Source organism: Streptomyces sioyaensis (genome assembly GCF_004122735.1).
In the GTDB taxonomy this organism is placed as follows: domain Bacteria; phylum Actinomycetota; class Actinomycetes; order Streptomycetales; family Streptomycetaceae; genus Streptomyces; species Streptomyces sioyaensis.
This window is the reverse complement of sequence record NZ_SDIF01000008.1, coordinates 90,367-113,285: the sequence shown is the minus strand read 5'-3', so window position 1 is coordinate 113,285 and position 22,919 is coordinate 90,367. Positions and strand designations below refer to the sequence as shown.

The 22,919-nt window shown below is 69.2% G+C and carries 16 protein-coding genes; 9 read left to right on the top strand and 7 right to left on the bottom strand.

Annotation, left to right across the window (positions count from 1 at the left end):
• Nucleotides 1-199 precede the first annotated feature (199 nt).
• The 4 genes from EST54_RS05000 to EST54_RS04985 all read right to left on the bottom strand — a co-directional run bounded on the left by EST54_RS05000 (nt 200) and on the right by EST54_RS04985 (nt 5,196).
• A complete protein-coding gene (locus EST54_RS05000; protein ID WP_129245419.1) occupies nt 200-1,804 on the bottom strand; it encodes a glycerol-3-phosphate dehydrogenase/oxidase in 1,605 nt (534 codons plus the stop codon).
• A gap of 2 nt (nt 1,805-1,806) precedes the next feature.
• Nucleotides 1,807-3,369 carry a glycerol kinase GlpK gene (gene glpK / locus EST54_RS04995; protein WP_129245417.1) on the bottom strand — a complete coding sequence of 521 codons (1,563 nt, stop codon included), beginning with the start codon at nt 3,367-3,369 and terminating at the stop codon, nt 1,807-1,809.
• A 43-nt stretch (nt 3,370-3,412) separates the two neighbouring features.
• Nucleotides 3,413-4,201: an MIP/aquaporin family protein gene (locus EST54_RS04990; RefSeq protein WP_129245415.1), complete on the bottom strand. Its 789-nt coding sequence runs from the start codon at nt 4,199-4,201 to the stop codon at nt 3,413-3,415.
• 230 nt (nt 4,202-4,431) lie between these two features.
• Entirely contained in the window at nt 4,432-5,196 is a 765-nt protein-coding gene (locus EST54_RS04985) for an IclR family transcriptional regulator (RefSeq protein WP_129245413.1), read from the bottom strand.
• 261 nt (nt 5,197-5,457) lie between these two features.
• Here EST54_RS04985 and metH point away from each other — a divergent pair, with 261 nt between their 5' ends.
• The 4 genes from metH to EST54_RS04960 all read left to right on the top strand — a co-directional run bounded on the left by metH (nt 5,458) and on the right by EST54_RS04960 (nt 13,575).
• Nucleotides 5,458-8,985, top strand: coding sequence for a methionine synthase (gene metH, locus EST54_RS04980; protein ID WP_129245411.1), 3,528 nt, complete (start codon nt 5,458-5,460; stop codon nt 8,983-8,985).
• A gap of 216 nt (nt 8,986-9,201) precedes the next feature.
• Nucleotides 9,202-9,915, top strand: a complete 714-nt coding sequence (locus EST54_RS04970) for an HAD family hydrolase (protein WP_129245409.1) — start codon at nt 9,202-9,204, stop codon at nt 9,913-9,915.
• 363 nt (nt 9,916-10,278) lie between these two features.
• Nucleotides 10,279-11,886: an ABC transporter substrate-binding protein gene (locus EST54_RS04965; protein WP_129245407.1), complete on the top strand. Its 1,608-nt coding sequence runs from the start codon at nt 10,279-10,281 to the stop codon at nt 11,884-11,886.
• Between the two features lie 90 nt (nt 11,887-11,976).
• Nucleotides 11,977-13,575 (top strand): ABC transporter substrate-binding protein, encoded by a 1,599-nt coding sequence (locus tag EST54_RS04960; protein WP_129245405.1) that lies wholly within the window; start codon nt 11,977-11,979, stop codon nt 13,573-13,575.
• 93 nt (nt 13,576-13,668) lie between these two features.
• Here EST54_RS04960 and EST54_RS04955 read toward each other — a convergent pair whose 3' ends face one another.
• Together EST54_RS04955 and EST54_RS04950 are read right to left on the bottom strand one after the other, a co-directional pair.
• On the bottom strand, nt 13,669-14,340 hold the full coding sequence (locus tag EST54_RS04955; protein WP_006607627.1) for a response regulator: 672 nt from the start codon (nt 14,338-14,340) through the stop codon (nt 13,669-13,671).
• Nucleotides 14,341-14,404: 64 nt separating this feature from the next.
• A complete protein-coding gene (locus EST54_RS04950; RefSeq protein ID WP_129245403.1) occupies nt 14,405-15,400 on the bottom strand; it encodes a RecB family exonuclease in 996 nt (331 codons plus the stop codon).
• Between the two features lie 176 nt (nt 15,401-15,576).
• On the opposite strand from EST54_RS04950, the gene EST54_RS04945 reads away from it, so the two are divergent.
• The 3 genes from EST54_RS04945 (at nt 15,577) to EST54_RS04935 (ending at nt 18,721) form a co-directional block, all read left to right on the top strand.
• The gene (locus tag EST54_RS04945) at nt 15,577-16,836 is read left to right on the top strand and encodes a site-2 protease family protein (RefSeq protein WP_129245401.1); all 1,260 of its coding nucleotides are present in this window, start codon (nt 15,577-15,579) and stop codon (nt 16,834-16,836) included.
• A 92-nt stretch (nt 16,837-16,928) separates the two neighbouring features.
• Complete coding sequence (locus tag EST54_RS04940; protein ID WP_129245399.1) at nt 16,929-17,897, top strand: tRNA (adenine-N1)-methyltransferase; 969 nt, start codon at nt 16,929-16,931, stop codon at nt 17,895-17,897.
• A gap of 248 nt (nt 17,898-18,145) precedes the next feature.
• A complete protein-coding gene (locus EST54_RS04935; protein WP_129245449.1) occupies nt 18,146-18,721 on the top strand; it encodes a hypothetical protein in 576 nt (191 codons plus the stop codon).
• Between the two features lie 47 nt (nt 18,722-18,768).
• On the opposite strand, the gene EST54_RS04930 is transcribed toward EST54_RS04935, so the two are convergent.
• Nucleotides 18,769-19,062 (bottom strand): ferredoxin, encoded by a 294-nt coding sequence (locus tag EST54_RS04930; RefSeq protein WP_129245397.1) that lies wholly within the window; start codon nt 19,060-19,062, stop codon nt 18,769-18,771.
• Between the two features lie 249 nt (nt 19,063-19,311).
• Between EST54_RS04930 and arc the strand changes: the two genes are divergently transcribed.
• A complete protein-coding gene (gene arc / locus EST54_RS04925; protein WP_129245394.1) occupies nt 19,312-21,078 on the top strand; it encodes a proteasome ATPase in 1,767 nt (588 codons plus the stop codon).
• Between the two features lie 276 nt (nt 21,079-21,354).
• Complete coding sequence (gene dop / locus EST54_RS04920; protein WP_338059680.1) at nt 21,355-22,866, top strand: depupylase/deamidase Dop; 1,512 nt, start codon at nt 21,355-21,357, stop codon at nt 22,864-22,866.
• The last annotated feature ends 53 nt before the right edge of the window (nt 22,867-22,919 follow it).

The following is a 22,919-nucleotide window of genomic DNA, read 5'->3' as shown; positions in this document are numbered from 1 at the left end:
GCGGCCCAGTCCTCCTCCGTGGCGGCGAAATCGACGGACAGCGCCATCCCGGCACGCGCCCCGCACGCGGAGACGACGATGGGGCGGCCCCCGTGGACCGCCCCCTCCTCACGCGCCGTACGCCGCCATGACGCACCGTCAGCTGACGGCTCTCAGCTCCCGGCCCTCAGCCGTCGTCGGCCGCGTCCGGCGCCTCCGCTCAGCCCGCCAGCATGTCCTTGACCTTCGCCCGGACGTCCTCCGTGTCCAGTCCGCGGATCATCAGGGTGGTGCGGCGGCGCAGCACATCGTCGACCGTCTCGGCCCACTCGTGGTCGCGCGCGTAGGCGACCTGCGCCCAGATCTCCGGGGCGTCGGGGTGGATGCGCTCGGCCAGCGCCGGGTTCTCGTTCGCCAGCCGGGCGATGTCGAAGGACAGCGAGCCGTAGTGGGTGGCGAGGTGCCGCGCGGTCTCCGGGGCCATCCGCGGGCCGGGCGTACCGCCGTCGACGAGCAGCCGGTGCGCGACCGCGTTCGGGTTGGCGATACCGGGCAGCGGGAGCTTCTTCGGCAGATGCGCGATCGGCTCCATGTCCTCGGCCAGCGGCTGGCCGGGCAGCGCGGCGAGCTTGCTCATGACCGTACGGCCGATGTGGCGGAAGGTCGTCCACTTGCCGCCGGCCACCGACAGCATGCCGCCGCTGCCCTCGGTGACGACCGTCTCGCGCTTGGCCTTGGAGGTGTCGCCGGGGCCGCCGGGCAGCACCCGCAGTCCCGCGAAGGAGTACGTGATCAGATCGCGCGACAGCTGCTGGTCGCGGACGGAGAAGGCGGCCTCGTCCAGAATCTGGGCGGTGTCCTTCTCGGTGACCGCGACATCCGCCGGGTCGCCCTCGAACTCCTCGTCCGTGGTGCCCAGCAGCAGCATGTCCTCCCAGGGGAGGGCGAAGGTGATGCGGTACTTGTCGATCGGGGTGGCCAGCGCGGCCTTCCAGGGGGCGGTGCGCTTGAGGACCAGGTGCGCGCCCTTCGACAGCCGGATGGAGGGGGCCGCGTTCGGGTCCTCCATCTTGCGCAGGTGGTCCACCCACGGGCCGGTGGCGTTGAGCACCAGGCGGGCGTTGACGCCGAACTCCTCGCCCTCCATCCGGTCCTTGAGCTCGGCGCCGGTGACCCGGCCCTGGGTGAAGCGCAGGCCGGTGACCTCGGCGTGGTTGAGGACCGTGGCGCCGGCCGCGGCCGCCGCACGGACGGTCATCAGGGCCATCCGGGAGTCGTTCATCTGGTCGTCGCCGTACACGGCCACGGCCTTGAGGTTGTCCGTCCGCAGCTCCGGCACGTCACGCTGCGCCTTGGCCGGGGATATGACGTGGCCGACGCCGTCGCCGAACGCGGACAGCGCCGAGTAGGCGAAGACGCCGGCGCCCAGCTTGGCGGCGCCGTGCGGGCCGCCCTTGTACACGGGCAGGTAGAAGGTCAGGGGATTGGCGAGGTGCGGTGCGACCTGGCGGGACACCGCACGCCGCTCGAAGTGGTTCTCCGCCACCAGCTTGACCGCGCCGGTCTGCAGGTAGCGCAGACCGCCGTGCAGCAGCTTGGAGGAGGCGGAGGAGGTGGCGCCGGCGAAGTCACCGGCATCCACCAGGGCCACCCGCAGTCCGGCCTGTGCGGCGTGCCAGGCGGTGGAGATGCCCAGGATGCCGCCGCCGATCACCAGGAGGTCGTACGTCGCCTTGGAAAGCTGCTCCCGAGTCTCGGCGCGGCTCGCGTGCGAACCACTGGCCGGGTGCGTCCCGAGTGCCGGGACGCTCTGCAGGGTGCTCATGTTTACTCCTCGTCCTCGATCCAGCCCATGGTCCGCTCGACGGCCTTGAGCCAGCTCTTGTACTCGCGGTCACGGGTGGCCGCATCCATCCGGGGGGTCCACTCGGCGGCCCGGCGCCAGTTGGCGCGCAGCTCGTCGGTGCTGGACCAGAAGCCGACGGCCAGTCCGGCCGCGTAGGCAGCGCCGAGGCAGGTGGTCTCGGCGACCATCGGGCGCACTACGGGAGCGTCCAGGAAGTCCGAGATGGTCTGCATCAGCAGGTTGTTGGAGGTCATACCGCCGTCGACCTTGAGCGCGGTCAGCTCGACGCCGGAGTCCTTGGTCATGGCGTCGGTGATCTCGCGGGTCTGCCAGGCGGTGGCCTCAAGTACGGCGCGCGCGATGTGCGCCTTGGTGACATAGCGGGTCAGGCCCGCGATGACACCGCGCGCGTCCGAACGCCAGTAGGGGGCGAACAGGCCGGAGAAGGCCGGCACGAAGTACGCGCCGCCGTTGTCCTCGACCGTGCTGGCCAGGGTCTCGATCTCGGCCGCGCTGTTGATCAGGCCCATCTGGTCGCGCATCCACTGGACGAGCGAGCCGGTGACGGCGATGGAGCCTTCCAGGGCGTAGACCGGCTCCTGGTCGCCGATGCGGTAGCCGACGGTGGTCAGCAGCCCGTTGTACGAATTGACCGGCTCGTGGCCGGTGTTCATCAGCATGAAGGTGCCGGTGCCGTACGTGGACTTGGCCTCGCCCTGCTCGAAACAGGTCTGGCCGAACAGCGCGGCCTGCTGGTCACCGAGCGCCGAGGCGACCGGGACGCCGGCCAGCACACCGCCGGTGGCGTGGCCGTAGACCTCGGAGGAGGACTTGATCTCCGGCAGCACCGCGGCCGGGATGTCCATCGAGGCGAGGATCTTCTCGTCCCACTGGAGGCCGTGCAGGTTCATCAGCATGGTGCGCGAGGCGTTCGTGACGTCGGTGACGTGCACGCCGCCGTCCACGCCGCCGGTCAGGTTCCAGATGACCCAGGAATCCATGGTGCCGAAGAGGATGTCGCCGCGCTCGGCGCGCTCGCGCAGGCCCTCGACGTTGTCGAGCAGCCAGCGGATCTTCGGACCGGCGAAGTACGAGGCCAGCGGCAGGCCGGTCTCGCGGCGGAAGCGGTCCTGGCCGACGTTGCGGCCGAGCTCCTTGCAGAGCGCGTCGGTGCGGGTGTCCTGCCAGACGATGGCGTTGTGGACCGGCTCACCGGTGGTCCGGTCCCACAGCACGGTGGTCTCGCGCTGGTTGGTGATGCCGATGGCCTTGACGTCGGCCGCGGTCAGCCCGGCCTTGTGGACGGCGCTGTCGACGACCTGCTGGACGTTGGTCCAGATCTCGGTGGCGTCGTGCTCGACCCAGCCCGGCTTCGGGAAGATCTGCTCGTGCTCCTTCTGGTCGACCGAGACGATCCGGCCGTCCTTGTCGAAGACGATGCAGCGGCTGGACGTGGTGCCCTGGTCGATGGCCGCAATGAACGGGCCATGCCCGTGGGACGCAGTGCCGTGCCCGTGGGAGGCAGTGGTGGGGGTGTCGCTCATGGTGTGCTCCAAGAAGTCTGTGCGGACGGGGCGGTCAGGCGGCTCAGGCGAACGCCACCTGGTAGATGCCCCCGGCGAGGGCTCCGCCGATCAGCGGACCGACGACCGGGATCCAGGCGTAACCCCAGTCTGAACCGCCCTTGTTCGGCAGCGGCAGCAGCGCGTGCACGATGCGCGGGCCGAGGTCGCGGACCGGGTTGATGGCGTACCCGGTCGGGCCGCCCAGCGACAGACCGATACCGGTGACGACCAGCGCGACCAGCAGCGTGCCGATGACGCCGACGCCCTTTCCGTTGTCGCTCAGACCGAGCGTCAGGATCGACAGCACCAGCACGACGGTGGCGACGATCTCGGTGGCCAGGTTCTGCACGGCATGCCGGATCTCCGGGCCCGTGGAGAAGATGCCCAGCACCGGGCCGGCCTTCGGCGCGGTGGCCTGGTCGACCAGGCCTTCATGGCTGGTGTGATCGGCCAGCACCTCGGGGTCCGTCAGATGGGCATGGAACTGCCCGTAGTACACGATCCACACCAGGACGGCGCCGATCATGGCGCCGAACATCTCGCCGGCGAAGTAGACCGGCACCTGGCTCCATTCGATCCCGCCCTTGATGGCGAGGCCGATGGTGACCGCGGGGTTGAGGTTGGCGCCGGACTTCGCGGCGATGTAGGCACCCGTGAGGACGGCGAAGCCCCACCCGAAGGCGATGGCGACCCATCCGGCGTTGAACGCCTTGGAGCGCTTGAATGTGACGGCGGCGCAGACGCCACCGCCGAGCAAGATCAGAACAGCGGTACCGATGGTTTCGCTGATGAAGATGTCGGAGCTGGACACCCGCGACTCCTTTGTCCTTCGTCCAGGGAATAACGAACCCCCGGGTCCCGTCCGGTGGTCCGCGCCCTCCGAGAGGGCGGTGATCGGTCCGCGGCGATGCCCCACCATAGCGAATATTGCCGTTAGGTGTTCGACAATGCCGACCGATGAACGGCAGTTTTCTTCACCCGTAGCACCCCGTCAAGGGTTCCGTGGCCAAAAACTTAGGTGAACTTAACGGGTGAAACCGGTCAGAACCGCCCGGCTCCAAGATCCCGGGACACGGCTCGTGCGCAATCCCTCACAGCGGCGACGATTTCCGGCCGCAGTTCGCCGTCGTTGCAGACCCGCTCCACCGCCCCGGTGATGCCCACCGCACCCACCGGCATCCGCCGCCGGTCGTGGATCGGCGCGGCCACCGAGGCCACCCCGTCCCAGGTCTCCTCCACGTCCGCGGCCCAGCCGCGCGCCCGGGTCAGATCCAGCAGCCCCTCGAAGTCCCCCAGGCCGGTCACCGTGCGCGGGGTGATCGCCTCCCGCTCCGCCTCGACGACCTCGCTGTGCGCGACCGGGTCGTACGCGCACAGCACCTTGCCCAGTGCGGTGCTGTGCAGCGGGTGCATCGCGCCGACCTCCAGCACCTGCCGGCTGTCGTCCGGCCGGAAGACGTGGTGGACGACCAGCACGCCCTGCTGGTGCAGGACGCCCAGGTAGACGGCCTCGCCGCTGGAGCGGGCCAGGTCGTCGGTCCAGACCAGGGCGCGGGCCCGCAGCTCGTGCACGTCCAGGTAGCTGTTGCCCAGCCGCAGCAGCTCCGCCCCGAGCTGGTAGCGGCCGGAGGCGCCGTCCTGCTCGACGAAGCCCTCCTGCTGCAGCGTCCGCAGGATCCCGTGGGCGGTGCCCTTCGCCAGTCCCAGTGAGGAGGAGATGTCGGAGAGTCCCAGCCGCCGTTCCCCTCCTGCGAGCAGCCGCAGCATCGCTGCGGCGCGCTCCAGCGACTGGATGGTGCGTGCCATCGGGCAACCTCCGAAGTGTGCGGTTCGACAATGCTGAACGATATCGGCCCATGCCGACTGGAGTCAGCGAAGTGACGCGACTTGGTCAGAGAAGCAACGAGTCTGCCAACGGCGGGGAAGGTGCCCGCAGTGGGGTGGAGCAGTGCTGTCCAGGGCGTGGAACGGGGAACACGTGTACCGGACCGGCAGCTACGCTGGCCGGGTGCGCCCTCTGAAGGAGGGTGCAAAGCCGACAGCCGTCGCAACCACGGGAGCATCTCCATGGCCTCGAACACGCCATCGCCCATCAGCACGTCCCGAGTCGACTCGTTCCGTGAGGCCCTGGCCTCGCGGGTGGTGGTCGCGGACGGTGCGATGGGGACCATGCTGCAGGCGCAGGATCCGTCCATGGAGGACTTCCAGCAGCTGGAGGGCTGCAACGAGATCCTCAACATCACCCGGCCGGACATCGTGCGGTCGGTGCACGAGGAGTATTTCGCGGTCGGTGTCGACTGCGTCGAGACCAATACGTTCGGTGCGAATTTCGCCGCGCTGGCGGAGTACGACATTCCCGAGCGGGTCTTCGAGCTGTCCGAGGCCGGTGCCCGGCTGGCACGTGAGGTGGCGGACGAGTTCACGGCCTCGACCGGACAGCAGCGCTACGTCCTGGGCTCGATGGGCCCGGGGACCAAGCTGCCGACGCTGGGGCACGCCCCGTACGTGACGCTGCGCGATGCCTATCAGCAGAACGCGGAGGGCATGATCGCCGGTGGCGCGGACGCGCTGCTGGTGGAGACCACGCAGGATCTGCTGCAGACCAAGGCCGCCGTGCTCGGCGCCCGCCGCGCCCTGCGGGCCACCGGCAGCAACCTCCCGGTGATCTGCTCGGTGACCGTCGAGACGACCGGCACGATGCTGCTGGGCTCGGAGATCGGGGCGGCGCTGACGGCGCTGGAGCCGCTGGGCATCGACATGATCGGCCTGAACTGCGCCACCGGCCCGGCCGAGATGAGCGAGCACCTGCGCTACCTGGCCCGGCATGCCCGCGTCCCGCTGGCCTGTATGCCCAATGCGGGCCTGCCCGTGCTGGGCAAGAACGGTGCGCACTATCCGCTGACCGCCGGCGAGCTGGCCGATGCCCAGGAGACCTTCGTCGCCGAGTACGGCCTCTCGCTGGTGGGCGGCTGCTGCGGCACGACCCCGGAGCATCTGCGGCAGGTCGTCGAGCGGGTGCGCGGCACCGTCCCGCCCGCGCGCGAGCCGCGCCCCGAGCCGGGCGCCGCCTCCCTCTACCAGACGGTGCCGTTCCGTCAGGACACCTCGTATCTGGCGATCGGCGAGCGGACCAACGCCAACGGGTCGAAGAAGTTCCGTGAGGCGATGCTGGACGGGCGCTGGGACGACTGCGTCGAGATGGCCCGCGACCAGATCCGCGAGGGCGCGCACATGCTCGACCTGTGTGTCGACTACGTGGGTCGCGACGGCGTGGCGGACATGGAGGAGCTGGCCGGGCGGTTCGCCACCGCCTCCACCCTCCCGATCGTGCTGGACTCCACCGAACTGAACGTCCTCCAGGCCGGGTTGGAAAAGCTCGGCGGCCGCGCGGTCATCAACTCCGTCAACTACGAGGACGGTGACGGGCCGGAGTCGCGCTTCGCGAAGGTCACCGCGCTGGCGGCCGAGCACGGTGCGGCGCTGATCGCGCTGACCATCGACGAGGAGGGCCAGGCCCGCACCGCCGAGCACAAGGTCGCCATCGCCGAGCGGCTGATCGAGGACCTGACCGGCAACTGGGGCGTCCACGAGTCGGACATCCTCATCGACTGCCTGACGTTCACGATCTGCACCGGCCAGGAGGAGTCCCGGGGCGACGGGATCGCCACCATCGAGGCGATCCGGGAGCTGAAGAAGCGCCACCCCGAGGTGCAGACCACGCTCGGGCTCTCGAACATCTCCTTCGGCCTCAACCCGGCCGCCCGGATCGTGCTGAACTCCGTCTTCCTCGACGAGTGCGTCAAGGCCGGCCTGGACTCGGCGATCGTGCACGCCTCGAAGATCCTGCCGATCGCGCGGCTGGAGGAGGAGCAGGTCACCACCGCCCTGGACCTGATCTACGACCGGCGGCGCCCCCAGCAGGGCGACGAACCGGCCTACGACCCGCTGCAGAAGCTGATGGAGCTGTTCGAGGGCGCGACGGCGAAGTCGCTCAAGGCGGGCAAGGCCGAGGAGCTGGCCGCGCTGCCGCTGGACGAGCGCCTGCAGCGCCGGATCATCGACGGCGAGAAGAACGGCCTGGAGGCCGACCTCGACGCCGCGTTGCAGGACCGCCCCGCGCTGGACATCGTCAACGACACCCTGCTGGAGGGGATGAAGGTCGTCGGCGAGCTGTTCGGCTCCGGCCAGATGCAGCTGCCGTTCGTGCTGCAGTCGGCCGAGGTGATGAAGAGTGCGGTGGCGCATCTGGAGCCGCACATGGAGAAGTCCGACGACGAGGGCAAGGGCACCATCGTGCTGGCCACCGTCCGCGGGGACGTCCACGACATCGGCAAGAACCTCGTGGACATCATCCTGTCCAACAACGGCTACAACGTCGTCAACCTCGGGATCAAGCAGCCGGTCGCGGCGATCCTGGAGGCGGCCGAGGAGCACCGCGCCGATGTGATCGGCATGTCGGGGCTGCTGGTGAAGTCCACGGTGATCATGAAGGAGAACCTGGAGGAGCTCAACCAGCGCAAGATGGCCGCCGACTTCCCCGTCATCCTCGGCGGCGCCGCCCTCACCCGCGCCTACGTCGAGCAGGACCTCCACGAGATCTACGAGGGCGAGGTCCGCTACGCCCGCGACGCGTTCGAGGGCCTGCGGCTGATGGACGCCCTGATCGCCGTCAAGCGCGGAGTGCCCGGCGCCACCCTCCCCGAACTCAAGCAGCGCCGCGTTCCCAAGCGGGACACCGCGGTGGCGGAGATCGAGGAGCCGGAGGGCGCGGTGCGTTCGGACGTCGCCGTCGACAACCCGGTCCCCGCGCCGCCGTTCTGGGGGACCCGGGTGGTCAAGGGCATCCAGCTCGCCGACTATTCGTCCTGGCTGGACGAGGGCGCGCTGTTCAAGGGCCAGTGGGGTCTCAAGCAGGCCCGCACCGGCGACGGCCCGACGTACGAGGAGCTGGTCGAGACCGAGGGCCGGCCGCGGCTGCGGGGCTGGCTGGACAAGCTGCAGACCGAGAACCTCCTCGAAGCCGCCGTCGTCCACGGCTACTTCCCCTGCCACTCCAAGGGCGACGACCTGATCCTGCTGAACGAGGACGGCACCGAGCGCACCCGCTTCACCTTCCCCCGCCAGCGCCGCGGCCGCCGCCTCTGCCTGGCCGACTACTTCCGTCCGGAGGAGTCCGGCGAGACCGATGTCGTGGGGCTCCAGGTCGTCACCGTCGGCTCGAAGATCGGCGCCGCCACCGCCGAACTCTTCGAGGCCAACTCCTACCGCGACTACCTCGAACTCCACGGCCTGTCCGTCCAGCTGGCCGAGGCACTCGCCGAGTACTGGCACGCGCGCGTCCGCGCCGAGCTGGGCTTCGGCGGCGAGGACCCGGACGACGTCGAGGACATGTTCGCGCTCAAGTACCGCGGCGCGCGCTTCTCGCTGGGCTACGGGGCCTGCCCCGACCTGGAGGACCGCGCCAAGATCGCGGACCTGCTCCAGCCGGAGCGGATCGGCGTCGAGCTCTCCGAGGAGTTCCAGCTCCATCCCGAGCAGTCCACCGACGCCATCGTGATCCATCACCCCGAGGCCAAGTACTTCAACGCACGGTAGCCGACCGGTCCCGGGCGACCGGGACCACCGGGGCGCGGTGCGATGGCGCCGTATGCGCAGGTCAGGGCCGTCCCCGGACGGCCCTGACCAGGAGCACCGCGCATTCCGGCGCGCACCGTCGTACACTTGTCGGTCCGGTAGTGGCCGGTCGTTCCCCCGCCGGGGAGGGCGACCGGCCCTTGCGTCCCTTGGGGACGTGGCAACGGAGGTGGATGGATGACCAGCAGCATCCCCGCAGTCGGCACCCGAACGGCCGAACCCGCGACCCTCCAGGCCGTCTTCCTCGATCTGGACGGGACCCTCGTCGACACCGAGGGGTTCTGGTGGGAGGCGGAGGCGGAAGTCTTCGCCGAGCTCGGGCACATCCTCGACGACGCACACCGCGAGGTCGTGGTCGGCGGCCCGATGACCCGCAGCGCCGGCTATCTCATCCAGGTCACCGGCGTCGACATCAGCCTGACCGAGCTCAGCGTGCTGCTCAACGCCGCCTTCCTGGCCCGGATCGGCCGCGGCGTCCCGCTGATGCCCGGTGCCGGCAGGCTGCTGGCCGAACTCGTCGCCCATGACGTGCCGACCGCACTCGTCTCCGCCTCGCACCGCGCCATCGTCGACCAGATGCTGTACTCCCTCGGCCCCGAGAACTTCCGGCTGACCCTCGCGGGCGACGACCTGGTGCGCACCAAGCCGCATCCGGATCCGTATCTGACGGCCGCCGCGCGGCTGGGCGTGGACCCGGCGCGCTGCGCGGTCATCGAGGACACCCTGACCGGTGTATCGGCAGGTGAGGCGGCAGGTTGCCGGGTCGTCGCGGTGCCGTCGGTGACGCCGGTCCCGCCGGCCGCGGGCCGCACGATCGTCCCGTCGCTGGAAGAAGTGGATCTCCCATTTCTCCGAACGCTCATCACGGAAAGCCGCCGGACCGTGCACTGAGCGTGTCCCGAAGAATGCCCCGGGGAACCGAGGGGAGTGGCCCGCTTATTTTCCGTGACGAATGCACTGACCGAATTGCTGCAGTGCCGTTGATCCCTGAACGCGTGACGTTTCTCACGCGCCAGGGCATCGACAGCGGGCCTCACAGGTGCTCCAGGGGGTCCCGTGGGGGGTTTCTGCGGGGGTAAGTGTCCGGATTGATGGAGCAACGCGCGTATCGTTCCCCCGTCCGGATATCGATCCGGCCGCCTCCGTTATCCATACGCCATATCGATTCAACTCCTTTGTGTCTCAGCGCGGCTGGCCGTGCCTACTAATCTCGACGCGAGCAACACCTCTGCGCTGATAAGGAACCTGCCGACGATGAATCGCAAGACCTTGGTGCTGCCGGCGCTGGCCGGACTCCTGGCCCCCGTTCTTGCTGCCTGCGGCGGCACGGACGGCGCGGGCGACGGCGGCAAGCCCATCGTCGTGGGAGTCGCCTCCCAGATCGAGGCAACCAAGGCAGCGCCCGCCCCTCTCGACCCGGCACAGGCCTACGACGTCGACGCCTGGAACGTGTTGCGCAGCACCCTCCAGACGCTGATGCGCCTGCCCAGGTCCGGCACCGCGCCGGTGCCCGAGGCCGCCGAGTCCTGCGGGTTCCGCGACACCCAGAACGAGCAGTACCGCTGCACCCTGCGCAGCGGACTGAAGTTCTCCAACGGCCATGCCCTGACCGCGCAGGACGTGAAGTTCTCCATCGACCGGATGCGTGGCATCAACAACCCCAACGGTCCGGTGTCGCTGCTCAGCGGCATCGACAAGGTCGAGGCGCCCAGCGACTCCGAGGTGGTCTTCCACCTCAAGAAGCCGGACGCCACCTTCCCGCAGAAGCTCGCGACGCCGGCCGCCGCGATCGTCGACAGCGAGGTCTACCCGAAGACGCGTCTGTACAACGGCTTCGACGTGGTCGGCTCCGGCCCCTACACGCTCAAGACCGAGCGCAAGAACGGCCGTCTCGCCAAGGCGATCTTCACCAGGAACCCCGGCTACAAGGGCGGTGAGAAGCCCAAGAGCGACAAGGTCGAGATGCGCTTCTTCGACGACTCCACCGCCATGGAGAAGGCGCTGCGCACGGGCGGCATCGACCTGATGAACCGCGGTCTGTCGCCCGCCCAGGTCAAGGGCCTGGAGAACTCCCGCGAAAGCCACATCGTGCTCCAGGAGATGCCCGGCCAGGAGATCCGCTACCTCGCCTTCAACACGAAGGACCCGGCGGTGTCCGACAAGGCCGTACGGCAGGCGATGGCGCAGCTCATCAACCGCTCCCAGCTGGTCCGGGACGTCTACTCCTACACCGGGGACCCGCTCTACTCGATCGTCCCCACCGGCCTCACCGGCCACATCAACTCGTTCTTCACCAAGTACGGGAACCCCAGCGTTTCCGCCGCCCGCAAGACGCTTCAGCAGGCGCACATCTCCACCCCGGTGAAGTTCACGCTGACCTACACCACCGGCCACTACGGCTCCAGCACCGTCCAGGAGTTCCGTACGCTGCAGCGCCAGCTCAACCAGAGCAAGCTGTTCGATGTCGACATCAAGGGCATCGACGGCTGGCAGCAGTTCCGCACCGACTCCACGGCCGGCAAGTACACCGCCTACGGCATGGGCTGGTTCCCCGACTTCCCGGACGCGGACAACTACATCGCGCCGTTCGTCGGCAAGGGGAACTTCCTCAACTCCGCCTACCGCAGCACCAAGATCGAGTCCCAGGTGATCCCGGAGACCCGGCAGCAGACCGACCGCAACGCCGCCGCGGCCGGCTTCAAGCAGGCGCAGGACACGTTCGCCGACGATGTCCCGCTGCTCCCGCTGTGGCAGGGCAAGCAGTATGTCGCCGCCCGCGACGACGTCACCGGCGTGGAATGGGCCCTCAACTCCTCCTCGTCGCTGCAGATGTGGGAGCTCGGCCGCGGCGTGGCCGACTGACCCATGCGCATCCGAACGATGCGTCACAGATCCGCCGCGGCCATCACACCGCGGCCCGACAGGCACGACCCAGAACGTGAGGAACAATTAGTGAGGAAGCGTGACCCGCGGCTGGCTGCCCCGATCGGAGCGGGGCTGGCGACAGCTCTGCTCGCGCTCGCCGGGTGCGGCACGGACGACCCGGAAGCTGCCGGCAACGGTGTACCCGTGGTCATGGGAATGACGAACACGACCATGGCCACCGACCCGGCGGCCGGTTACGACCCCGATTCCTGGCTGTTGTTCAACAACGTCTTCCAGTCGCTGCTGAGCTTCCCCAAGGGCGGTACCACCCCCGAGCCGGAGGCCGCCCAGCGCTGTGGCTTCACCGACGGTGACAGCAAGGTCTACCGCTGCACCCTCAAGGACGGCCTCAAGTTCAGCAACGGCGACGCGCTGACGTCCAAGGACGTCAAGTTCTCCTTCGACCGCACCCGGCGCATCAACGACAAGAACGGCCCCGCCGTGATGTTCTCCGCGCTCGACAAGGTCGACGCACCGGACGCCAAGACCGTGGTCTTCCGCCTGAAGACGCCCGACGCCACCTTCCCGATGAAGATCGCTTCGGGTGCCGGCTCCATCGTCGACCACGCCGACTACCCGGCCGACCGGCTGCGTTCCGACGGCAAGGCCACCGGGTCCGGCATCTACACGCTCAAGGAGTACAGCTCCAGTAAGGCCGTCTTCAAGGTCAACGGCTCCTACAAGGGCCCCGCGAAGGCCAAGAACTCCGGGATGACCGTGAAGTTCTTCAAGGGCGCGGAGCAGCTCAAGACGGCCGTCGAGAAGGGCGACGTCGATCTGGCCTATCGCGGCCTGTCCATGAAGGACATCGCCGCACTGGACAACGCCTCCCTGCACCAGCAGCACGGCACCCAGGTCGTCGAAGGCAGCAGCGCCGAGGTGATGCACCTGGTCTTCAACCTCAAGGACCCGGTCGCCGGCAAGCTCGGCGTCCGCAAGGCCATCGCCTACCTCCTGGACCGCTCGAACCTCGTCCGGGACGTCTACCAGCACACCGCGGAACCGCTCTACTCGGTCGTCCCGGCCGGTATCACCGGCCACAACACCGCCTTCTTCGACACCTACGGCGACCAGCCGAAGCCCGACAAGGCGAAGGAAGCGCTGCGCTCGGCAGGTATGCACGGCAAGGTGCCGCTCACCCTGTGGGCCACCCCCGACCGGTTCGGCCCGGGCACCGTCCCCGCCTTCCAGGAGATCGCCCAACAGCTCAACCGCAGCGGCCTGTTCGACGCCAAGGTGCGCAGCGTGCCCACCAAGGAGTACGAGAAGGGCGTGGCCGCCGGCCGGTTCGGCGTCTACGTCAAGGGCTGGATCCCCGACTATCCGGATCCCGACAACTTCACCCAGCCGTTCTTCGGCAAGGACAGCGTGCTGTCCAACCACTACAGCTCGCCCACCATCACCGGCCGGCTGCTGCCCAAGACGGCCGACCAGCCGGACCGCGGCGCCACCAAGTCCGACTTCCGGGAGCTGCAGAACATCATCGCCCAGGACGTGCCGGTCATACCGATATGGCAGGGCAAGCAGTACGCGGTCGCCCGTGACGGCATCTCCGGCCTGGAATGGACCCTGGACTCCTCGACCGTCTTCCGGTTCTGGGAGATCAGCAAGCCCTCCGAGGCCTGACCGGGCCCAGCACACGGCGGCGGGGCCGGTCCGGGAACTCCCGGGCCGGCCCCGCCGCCGTTCGTCTGCCGTGTCGTGCCGTGCGGCCGGCCGCTACTGCGCGCCGGGCCGCACCAGCCCGCTCTCGTACGCGTACACCGCCGCCTGCACCCGGTCCCGCAGCCCCAGCTTCGTCAGCACATGTCCCACATGCGTCTTGACGGTGGTCTCGCTCACGAACAGATCCGCGGCGATCTCCGCGTTGGACAGCCCACGGGCCACCAGCTTGAGCACCTCCACCTCACGCTCCGTGAGGGTGTGCAGGGTGTCCGGCACCGGCTCCTCGCCCGACGGCAGATGACCCGCGTACTTGTCCAGCAGCCGGCGCGTGATGCTCGGCGCCAGCATCGCCTCGCCCGCCGCCACCACCCGGATCGCCTGCACCAGCTCATCGGCCGGCGCGTCCTTGAGCAGAAAGCCGCTGGCCCCCGCCCGCAGCGCCTCGACGACGTACTCGTCCAGATCGAAGGTGGTCAGCACCAGCACCTTCGCCGGGCCGTCCTTCGCCGGGCCGGTGATCTGGCGGGTCGCCTCCACCCCGTCCATCCGGGGCATCCGGATGTCCATCAGCACCACGTCCGGCTGCAGCGCCCGCACCTGCTCCAGTGCCTGCAGGCCGTCACCGGCCTCGCCGACCACCGCCAGATCCTGCTCCGCCTCCAGAATCATCCGGAATCCCGTACGCAGCAGGGGCTGGTCGTCGACCAGCAGGACGCGGATGGCCACGTGCACTCCTTCGATAGGCCCTCTCCGGGCGATCGCGGGCCCGGCCCTGATCGCCCGGACCGGGTTAGATCTCTCCCATTCTGCCCTGCGGCACCACTGCGCCGTCCGCCGGGCGCACCTCCAGCGGATACACCGGGGGAGTGCCGCCGAATTCGGGACAGTGCGCCTGGTGGTCACACCAGCCGCACAGCTTGGTCGGCCGCGGCCGCCAGTCGCCGGTCACCGTCGCCCGCTGGATGGCCTCCCACAGCGCCAGCAACTTCCGCTCCACGCCCCGCAGGTCGGCCTCCCCCGGGTCGTACGTCACCACATCGCCGCTGCCCAGATAGACCAGCTGCAGCCGCCGCGGCACCACACCGCGCAGCCGCCACATCACCAGCGCGTAGAACTTCATCTGGAACAGCGCGCCCTCGGCGAACTGCGGCCGCGGCGCCTTGCCGGTCTTGTAGTCGACGATCCGCACCTCGCCCGTCGGCGCGACATCCACCCGGTCGATGAACCCCCGCAGCCGCAGCCCCGAATCCAGCACCGTCTCCACATACAGCTCACGGTCGGCCGGCTCCAGACGCGTCGGGTCCTCCAGCGCGAACCACCGCTCCACCAGCGCCTCGGCCTCCGCCAGCCAGGTCGCCAGCCGCTCGCCCGCGGTGTCGCCCGTGCTGCCGTCCGCCGTGTCGTCCGCGAACAGCTCGGCCAGCTCCGGCCGCTTGGCCAGCAGTTTCTCCCACTCGGCCGGCACCATCGCCCGCGCCCCGGCCGCCGTACGCTCCGCCGCCGGAGCGTCGAAGAGCCGCTCCAGCACCGCATGGACGACCGTGCCACGCGTCGCCGCCGCGCTCGGCTTCTCCGGCAGCCGGTCGATCACCCGGAAGCGGTAGAGCAGCGGGCACTGCATGAAATCGCCGGCCCGCGACGGCGACAGCGCCACCGGCGGCCGCGGCCCCTCCCGGTCCTCCGTTCCCGCTCCGGCGGCCTCCGCCGGCGCCCCGGCGGTCTCCGTCCCCGGCCCGCCGGGCCCGTCCTGCGTGACCGCCCCGGTCTGCTCCGCGCTCCATCCCATGCCGCAAAACCCTACGGCCCGCCACTGACAGGCGCTCACGCCGCGGTAGCCGCAAGGGCCCCGCGGCAGGTCGGGCCGGGGCACTCCGCATACCATCGACGCTGGACCCTTTCGCCCTGCATGATCGAGATACCAGGCCGAACAGGGGCGAATGCCGTAGTCGATGAGGGGACGCCGTGGACCAGAGCGGGAAGTCGCAGGACCCCCAGGAGTCCGTGCGGCCTCAGCCGCCCGAACCGCCCGAGCACCACGACCCGCCCAAGGCGCCCACGCCGGGCAGAAAGGGCAGCGGCGGCGGCATCCTGATGGGCCGTCCCTTCGGCGTGCCCGTGTACGTGGCCCCCAGCTGGTTCCTCGTCGCCGCCCTGATCACCTGGGTCTTCGGCGGCCAGCTGGAGCGGGTCCTGCCCGAGCTCGGCGCCGCCCGCTATCTCGTCTCGCTCTTCTTCGCCGTCGCCTTCTACGCGTCGGTGCTCGTCCACGAGCTGGCGCACACCGTCGCCGCGCTCCGCTTCAAGCTCCCCGTACGCCGCATCCAGCTGCAGTTCTTCGGCGGCGTCTCGGAGATCGAGAAGGAGACCGAGACGCCTGGCAGAGAGTTCGTCCTGGCCTTCGTCGGCCCGCTGCTCTCCCTCGTCCTCGCCGGCGTCTTCTACGCCGGGATGCACCTGGTCGAGCCGGGCACGGTCCCCGGCGTGCTGCTCGCCGGCCTGATGCTTTCCAACCTCATCGTCGCGATCTTCAACCTGCTGCCCGGCCTGCCCCTGGACGGCGGCCGGATGCTGCGCGCCGTCGTCTGGAAGCTCACCGGCAGGCCCATGAGCGGCACCATCGCCGCCGCCTGGGTCGGCCGCGCCCTCGCCGTCACGGTCCTCTTCGGCCTGCCGCTGCTCACCCACACCGGCGCCCTGGGCAACGCCCGCCCCGAGATCGGCGGCGCCGACTCGCTCACCGACGCCCTGCTCGCCGCGATCCTCGCCGCCATCATCTGGACCGGCGCCGGCAACAGCCTGCGCATGGCCCGGCTGCGCGAACGCCTCCCCGACCTCACCGCCCGCATCCTGACCCGGCGTGCCGTTCCCGTCGAGACCGACACCCCGCTCTCCGAGGGGCTCCGCCGCGCCAACGACGCCGGCGCCCGCGCCCTGGTCGTAGTCGACCGCCAGGGCCACCCCACCGCCCTCGTCCGCGAGGCCGCCATCGTCGGCGTCCCCGACCACCGTCGCCCCTGGGTCGCCGTGGGCACCCTCGCCCAGGACCTCAAGGACGGGATGCGGGTCTCCGCCGAACTCGCCGGCGAGGACCTCCTGGAGTATCTGCGCGCCACCCCCGCCACCGAATACCTCGTCGTCGAGGAGACCGGCGAGATCTACGGCGTGCTGTCCACCGCCGACGTCGAGCGGGCCTTCGTCTCCGCCATGGCCCGCCGCCCCTGACCCCGCGCGGCACGGCCCGCCCGCCGCCTCCCGGTCCGCCCGGCGGCCGCCCACTGGTCCGCGGCGCCCCAACGGGCCGGTAGGCTGGTCACATGTCCGAACCGACCGGTGCCGCCCGCCGTCGCGGGCCCTTCAAGGTCGGGGACCAGGTCCAGCTCACCGACCCCAAGGGACGCCACTACACCTTCACGCTCGAAGAGGGAAAAAGCTTCCACACCCACAAGGGAGCCTTCCCCCACGACGAGCTGATCGGTGCTCCCGAGGGCAGCGTTGTCCGTACCACCGGGAACGTCGCCTACCTCGCGCTGCGCCCGCTGCTCCCCGACTACGTCCTGTCCATGCCCCGCGGCGCCGCCGTGGTCTACCCCAAGGACGCGGGGCAGATCCTGGCGATGGCCGACATCTTCCCCGGCGCCCGCGTCGTCGAGGCCGGTGTGGGCTCCGGCTCGCTGAGCAGCTTCCTGCTGCGCGCCATCGGCGACGACGGCATGCTGCACTCCTACGAGCGCCGCGCCGACTTCGCCGAGATCGCCACCCAGAACGTCGAGCGCTACTTCGGCGGTCCGCACCCCGCATGGACGCTCACCGTCGGTGACCTCCAGGACAACCTCTCCGACGCCGACGTCGACCGCGTCATCCTCGACATGCTCGCCCCCTGGGAGTGCCTGGAGGCCGTCTCCAAGGCCCTGGTCCCCGGCGGCATCCTCTGCGCCTACGTCGCGACGACGACGCAGCTGGCCCGCACCGTCGAGGCGATCCGCGAGCACGGCACCTTCAACGAGCCGTCGGCCTGGGAGACCATGGTCCGCACCTGGCACGTCGAGGGCCTCGCCGTCCGCCCCGACCACCGCATGATCGGCCACACCGGCTTCCTGCTGACCGCCCGCCGCCTCGCCGACGGCGTCGAGCCCCCGCTGCGCCGCCGCCGCCCCGCCAAGGGCGCCTACGGGGACGACTACACCGGCCCGGGCGGTAAGGCAACGCCGGACGGACGGGAGAAGGCCGTACCGGCCAAGGACCGCTCCGCGGCGTCCGGAGACGGCTCCGCCGAGCTCGGCTGACCGACGTCACCGGTCCCGGCCGACCGCCCGGAACCGGCCACCGAATCCGCAGGCGCCGCCGACGAGTTCCCGCACCGGGAACCGCCGGCGGCGCCGTTGCGTTTCCCCCCGGGATCCCCACGGAAAACTCCGCCGGATCGGCACGGAAAACTCCCGTCCGGCCGGTTCCTTGGTGTCGCCTGCTGTGGAACGATGCTGGACACTCCCACCGCCACAGCACCTCACAGGAGTTACCCCGCGTGCAGCCCATGGCAGGCCAGGACCTCTTGCACACCCAGCCGCGCCCCATGCACTGGCTCGCCACCGCCACCGCCCTCTCGGCGGTCGTCGCGGCCGCGTCCTTCCTCCAGCCCGCCGACGCCACGGCCACGACCTCCCGCGACGCCACCACCGGCCGGCACCCCGCGGCCGCCCCCGACCCCGCCAAGGTGACCTTTCCGGTGGACTGCGGCCCCTACCGCCTCGACGTGGTGAAGAAGGTCTCCGCCGACCTCGACGGCGACGGGACGACCGAGACGGTAGCGGCGGTCCGCTGCCACAGCGGGACCGGCACCCCGCCCACCGGCGTCTACGTCCTGGCCCAGCCGACCAGGGCCGGCACGGCACCACGGTTCGTGGCCACCCTCGTCGCGCCCGCCCAGCAGCTCACCGCCCAAACCCTCACCGTCAGGCATGGCTCGATCTCGGCGGCGTTCCTGGGCTACTCCACCCGCGATGTGCCGCGCTGCTGCCCGGACACGCACAAGAGCCTCAAGTGGCAATGGAAGGGCGGGAAGTTCGTTCAGAGCGAACTCCCCGCCGCCATGGGCACCGCGCGTGCGTGATCTGTCACATGATGTGGTCGGCGCGGGCGCGTTCCGCACCCCGCCGGCTACTCCGCGTCCGGGCCGTAGACCTCGACGCCGTCCTTGACCCGGCGGACGTGGATGCAGTCCCCGGGGCACTCCTTCGCCGAGTCCCGCACGTCGGCGAGCAGCTTCAGCGGGACGGGCGTTGTGGCCCCCTCGTCCTGCAGCAGCTCGTCAGCGGGGCTTTTCACATAGGCCAGCCCGTCGATGTCGAGCTCGAAGACCTCGGGCGCGTACTGCGCACAGATGCCGTCCCCGGTGCACAGATCCTGGTCGATCCATACTTCCAGCTCTGGGGCTTCGTCCTGTGCGGTCATCTCGCCTGCCGTTCCTGCGTACGTGAACCGTTTTTGTCTAAGTGGCGCCAGCCCTGACGGGTGTTGACCGACTCGACGATACAACCGCTCGCTTTCCGATGTTGTTGGGTGGGTATTCCCTTGGCGTGAGGACGTGCGCAAGGGTGAAGATCGGACACGCCCCGACAGTCTTTTCGATCTAGGGGTTTCAACCTGCACCGGCCCAGGTAGGGTCAGGAAGCGTCCAGCTCCTTGGAGGAGGTGAGGACCGTGGCAGCCCACGACGACGACATCAACCGCGGCATCCGGCCGGGGCGAGGGTCTGAAGATCCCGCCGGCCAGGTTGCCTATCTCGAGCAGGAGATCGCCGTCCTGCGACGCAAGCTCGCCGACTCTCCGCGGCACACGAGGATTCTCGAAGAGCGGATCGTCGAGCTGCAGACCAACCTGGCCGGCGTCTCGGCACAGAACGAGCGTCTCGCCAATACTCTCCGCGAGGCCCGCGACCAGATCGTCGCACTCAAGGAGGAGGTCGACCGGCTCGCACAGCCGCCGGCCGGCTTCGGTGTCTTCCTGCAGGCGAACGAGGACGACACCGTCGACATTTTCACCGGGGGCCGAAAGCTCCGGGTCAATGTCAGCCCGAGTGTGGACACCGATGAGCTCAGGCGTGGCCAGGAGGTCATGCTCAATGAGGCGCTCAACGTGGTCGAGGCCATGAGGTTCGAGAGCGCCGGCGACATCGTCACCCTCAAGGAGATCCTGGAGGACGGCGAGCGCGCCCTGGTGATCGGGCACACCGACGAGGAGCGGGTGGTCAGGCTCGCCGAGCCACTGCTGGACATCACCATCCGCCCCGGCGACGCCCTGCTCCTGGAGCCCCGCTCCGGCTACGTCTACGAGGTCATTCCGAAGAGCGAGGTCGAGGAACTCGTCCTCGAAGAGGTTCCGGACATCGACTACACCAAGATCGGCGGTCTGGGCGGCCAGATCGAGCTGATCCGGGACGCGGTCGAGCTCCCCTACCTCTACCCCGACCTCTTCAAGGAGCACGAACTCCGCCCGCCCAAGGGTGTCTTGCTCTACGGCCCGCCCGGCTGCGGCAAGACCCTCATCGCCAAGGCGGTCGCCAACTCCCTTGCCAAGAAGGTCGCCGAGGTGACCGGGCAGCCCGCGGGGAAGAGCTTCTTCCTCAACATCAAGGGCCCCGAGCTGCTCAACAAGTACGTCGGCGAGACGGAGCGGCACATCCGGCTGGTCTTCCAGCGCGCCAGGGAAAAGGCGAGCGAGGGCACCCCCGTCATCGTCTTCTTCGACGAGATGGACTCCCTCTTCCGCACCCGTGGCTCCGGCGTCAGCTCGGACGTGGAGAACACCATCGTCCCCCAGCTGCTCTCCGAGATCGACGGCGTCGAGGGCCTGGAAAACGTGATCGTGATCGGCGCCTCGAACCGCGAGGACATGATCGACCCGGCGATCCTGCGCCCCGGCCGTCTCGACGTGAAAATCAAGATCGAGCGCCCGGACGCGGAGGCCGCCAAGGACATCTTCTCGAAGTACCTCACGGAAAATCTTCCGCTGCACTCCGACGACCTCGCCGAACACGGCGAATCGCGGAAGGCCGCAGTGAGTGGAATGATCCAGTCGGTGGTCGAGCAGATGTACGCGGAATCCGAGGAGAATCGCTTCCTGGAGGTCACCTACGCCAATGGTGACAAGGAAGTCCTCTATTTCAAGGACTTCAACTCCGGTGCGATGATCGAAAACATCGTAGGACGCGCAAAGAAGATGGCCATCAAGGCCTTCCTCGAACACAATCAGAAGGGTCTGCGGGTCTCCCATCTCCTCCAGGCTTGCGTGGACGAGTTCAAGGAGAACGAGGACCTGCCCAACACCACCAACCCGGACGACTGGGCCCGGATCTCCGGAAAGAAGGGCGAGCGGATCGTATACATCCGCACGCTGGTCACCGGAAAGCAGGGCGCGGACACAGGTCGCTCCATCGACACGGTGGCGAATACCGGCCAATACCTGTAACACCGCTCTCCGGCTGCGGATGTCCTGCACGGGGCGTCCGCAGCCGGACGCTTTTCCGGGAGCACCGGAACCGCTCCCCATAAGAGCGCGATGAACCAGGTAAAACCGGACTGGAGCAATGACTGTAATGATCTCCCCAGCGCCGCTAAGGCGTTCTAGGCTCTTCGGTACCGCTACATCACGCTGTGCGGGCGTGGGGCACGCACAGGGACCGGAGGCACAGCGGTACTTGAGCGCCGCCCCTATCCAGGGGCGCCGCCGGGCTAGGAGGGCCGCATGACCGTACGGCGAGTAATGGGAATCGAGACGGAGTACGGGATCTCCGTCCCCGGCCACCCGAACGCCAATGCCATGCTCACCTCATCCCAGGTCGTCAACGCCTACGCGGCCGCGATGCACCGGGCACGCCGTGCCCGCTGGGACTTCGAGGAGGAGAACCCGCTGCGGGACGCCCGCGGCTTCGACCTCGCACGGGAGAACGCGGACGCCAGCCAGCTCACCGACGAGGACATCGGCCTGGCGAATGTGATCCTCACCAACGGCGCGCGGCTCTACGTCGACCACGCCCACCCCGAGTACAGCGCCCCCGAGGTCACCAATCCGCGCGACGCCGTGCTGTGGGACAAGGCCGGCGAGCGGATCATGGCCGAGGCCGCCGAACGGGCCGCCCAGGTCCCCGGCGCCCAGCCCATCCACCTCTACAAGAACAACACCGACAACAAGGGCGCCTCCTACGGCACCCATGAGAACTACCTGATGAAGCGGGAGACCCCGTTCTCGGACATCGTGCGGCACCTGACGCCGTTCTTCGTCTCCCGTCAGGTGATCACCGGCGCCGGCCGGGTCGGCATCGGCCAGGACGGCCACGAGCACGGCTTCCAGCTCAGCCAGCGCGCCGACTACTTCGAGGTGGAGGTCGGCCTGGAGACGACCCTCAAGCGGCCCATCATCAACACCCGCGACGAACCGCACGCGGACGCGGAGAAGTACCGCCGGCTCCACGTGATCATCGGGGACGCGAACCTCTCCGAGATCTCGACGTATCTGAAGCTGGGCACCACCTCGCTGGTGCTCTCCATGATCGAGGACGGCTTCATCGCCGTCGATCTGGCCGTCGACCAGCCCGTCCGCACCCTGCACCAGGTCTCACACGACCCCACCCTGCAACACCTGATCACGCTCCGCACCGGCCGCACCCTCACGGCCGTCCAGCTCCAGATGGAGTACTTCGAGCTGGCCCGCAAATACGTCGAGGACCGTTACGGAGCGGATGCGGACGAGCAGACCAAGGACGTCCTGACCAGGTGGGAGGACGTGCTCGGCCGGCTGGAGAACGACCCGATGAGCCTGTCCGGCGAGCTGGACTGGGTCGCCAAGCGCGAGCTGATGGAGGGCTACCGCCGCCGCGACCGTCTGGACTGGGACGCCGCCCGCCTGCACCTCATCGACCTGCAGTACGCCGACGTACGCCCCGACAAGGGCCTGTACAACCGTCTGGCGGCCCGCGGCAAGATGAAGCGGCTCCTGGACGAGCCGGCGGTCGAGCGGGCCGAGCAGAAGCCTCCAGAGGACACCAGGGCCTACTTCCGCGGCCGCTGCCTGGAGCAGTACGCGGACGACGTCGCGGCCGCCTCGTGGGATTCGGTCATCTTCGACCTGCCCGGTCGTGACTCCCTGCAACGGGTTCCCACGCTGGAGCCGCTGCGTGGGACCCGGAAGCACGTCAAGGAGCTCCTGGACCGCTGCCGCACCGCGGAAGAGCTGGTGAGGACGCTGTCCGGCCGCTGAACCACGACAGGGTCACGACAAAATTCCCGGCGATCCGCAGCCGATCCGGGGCT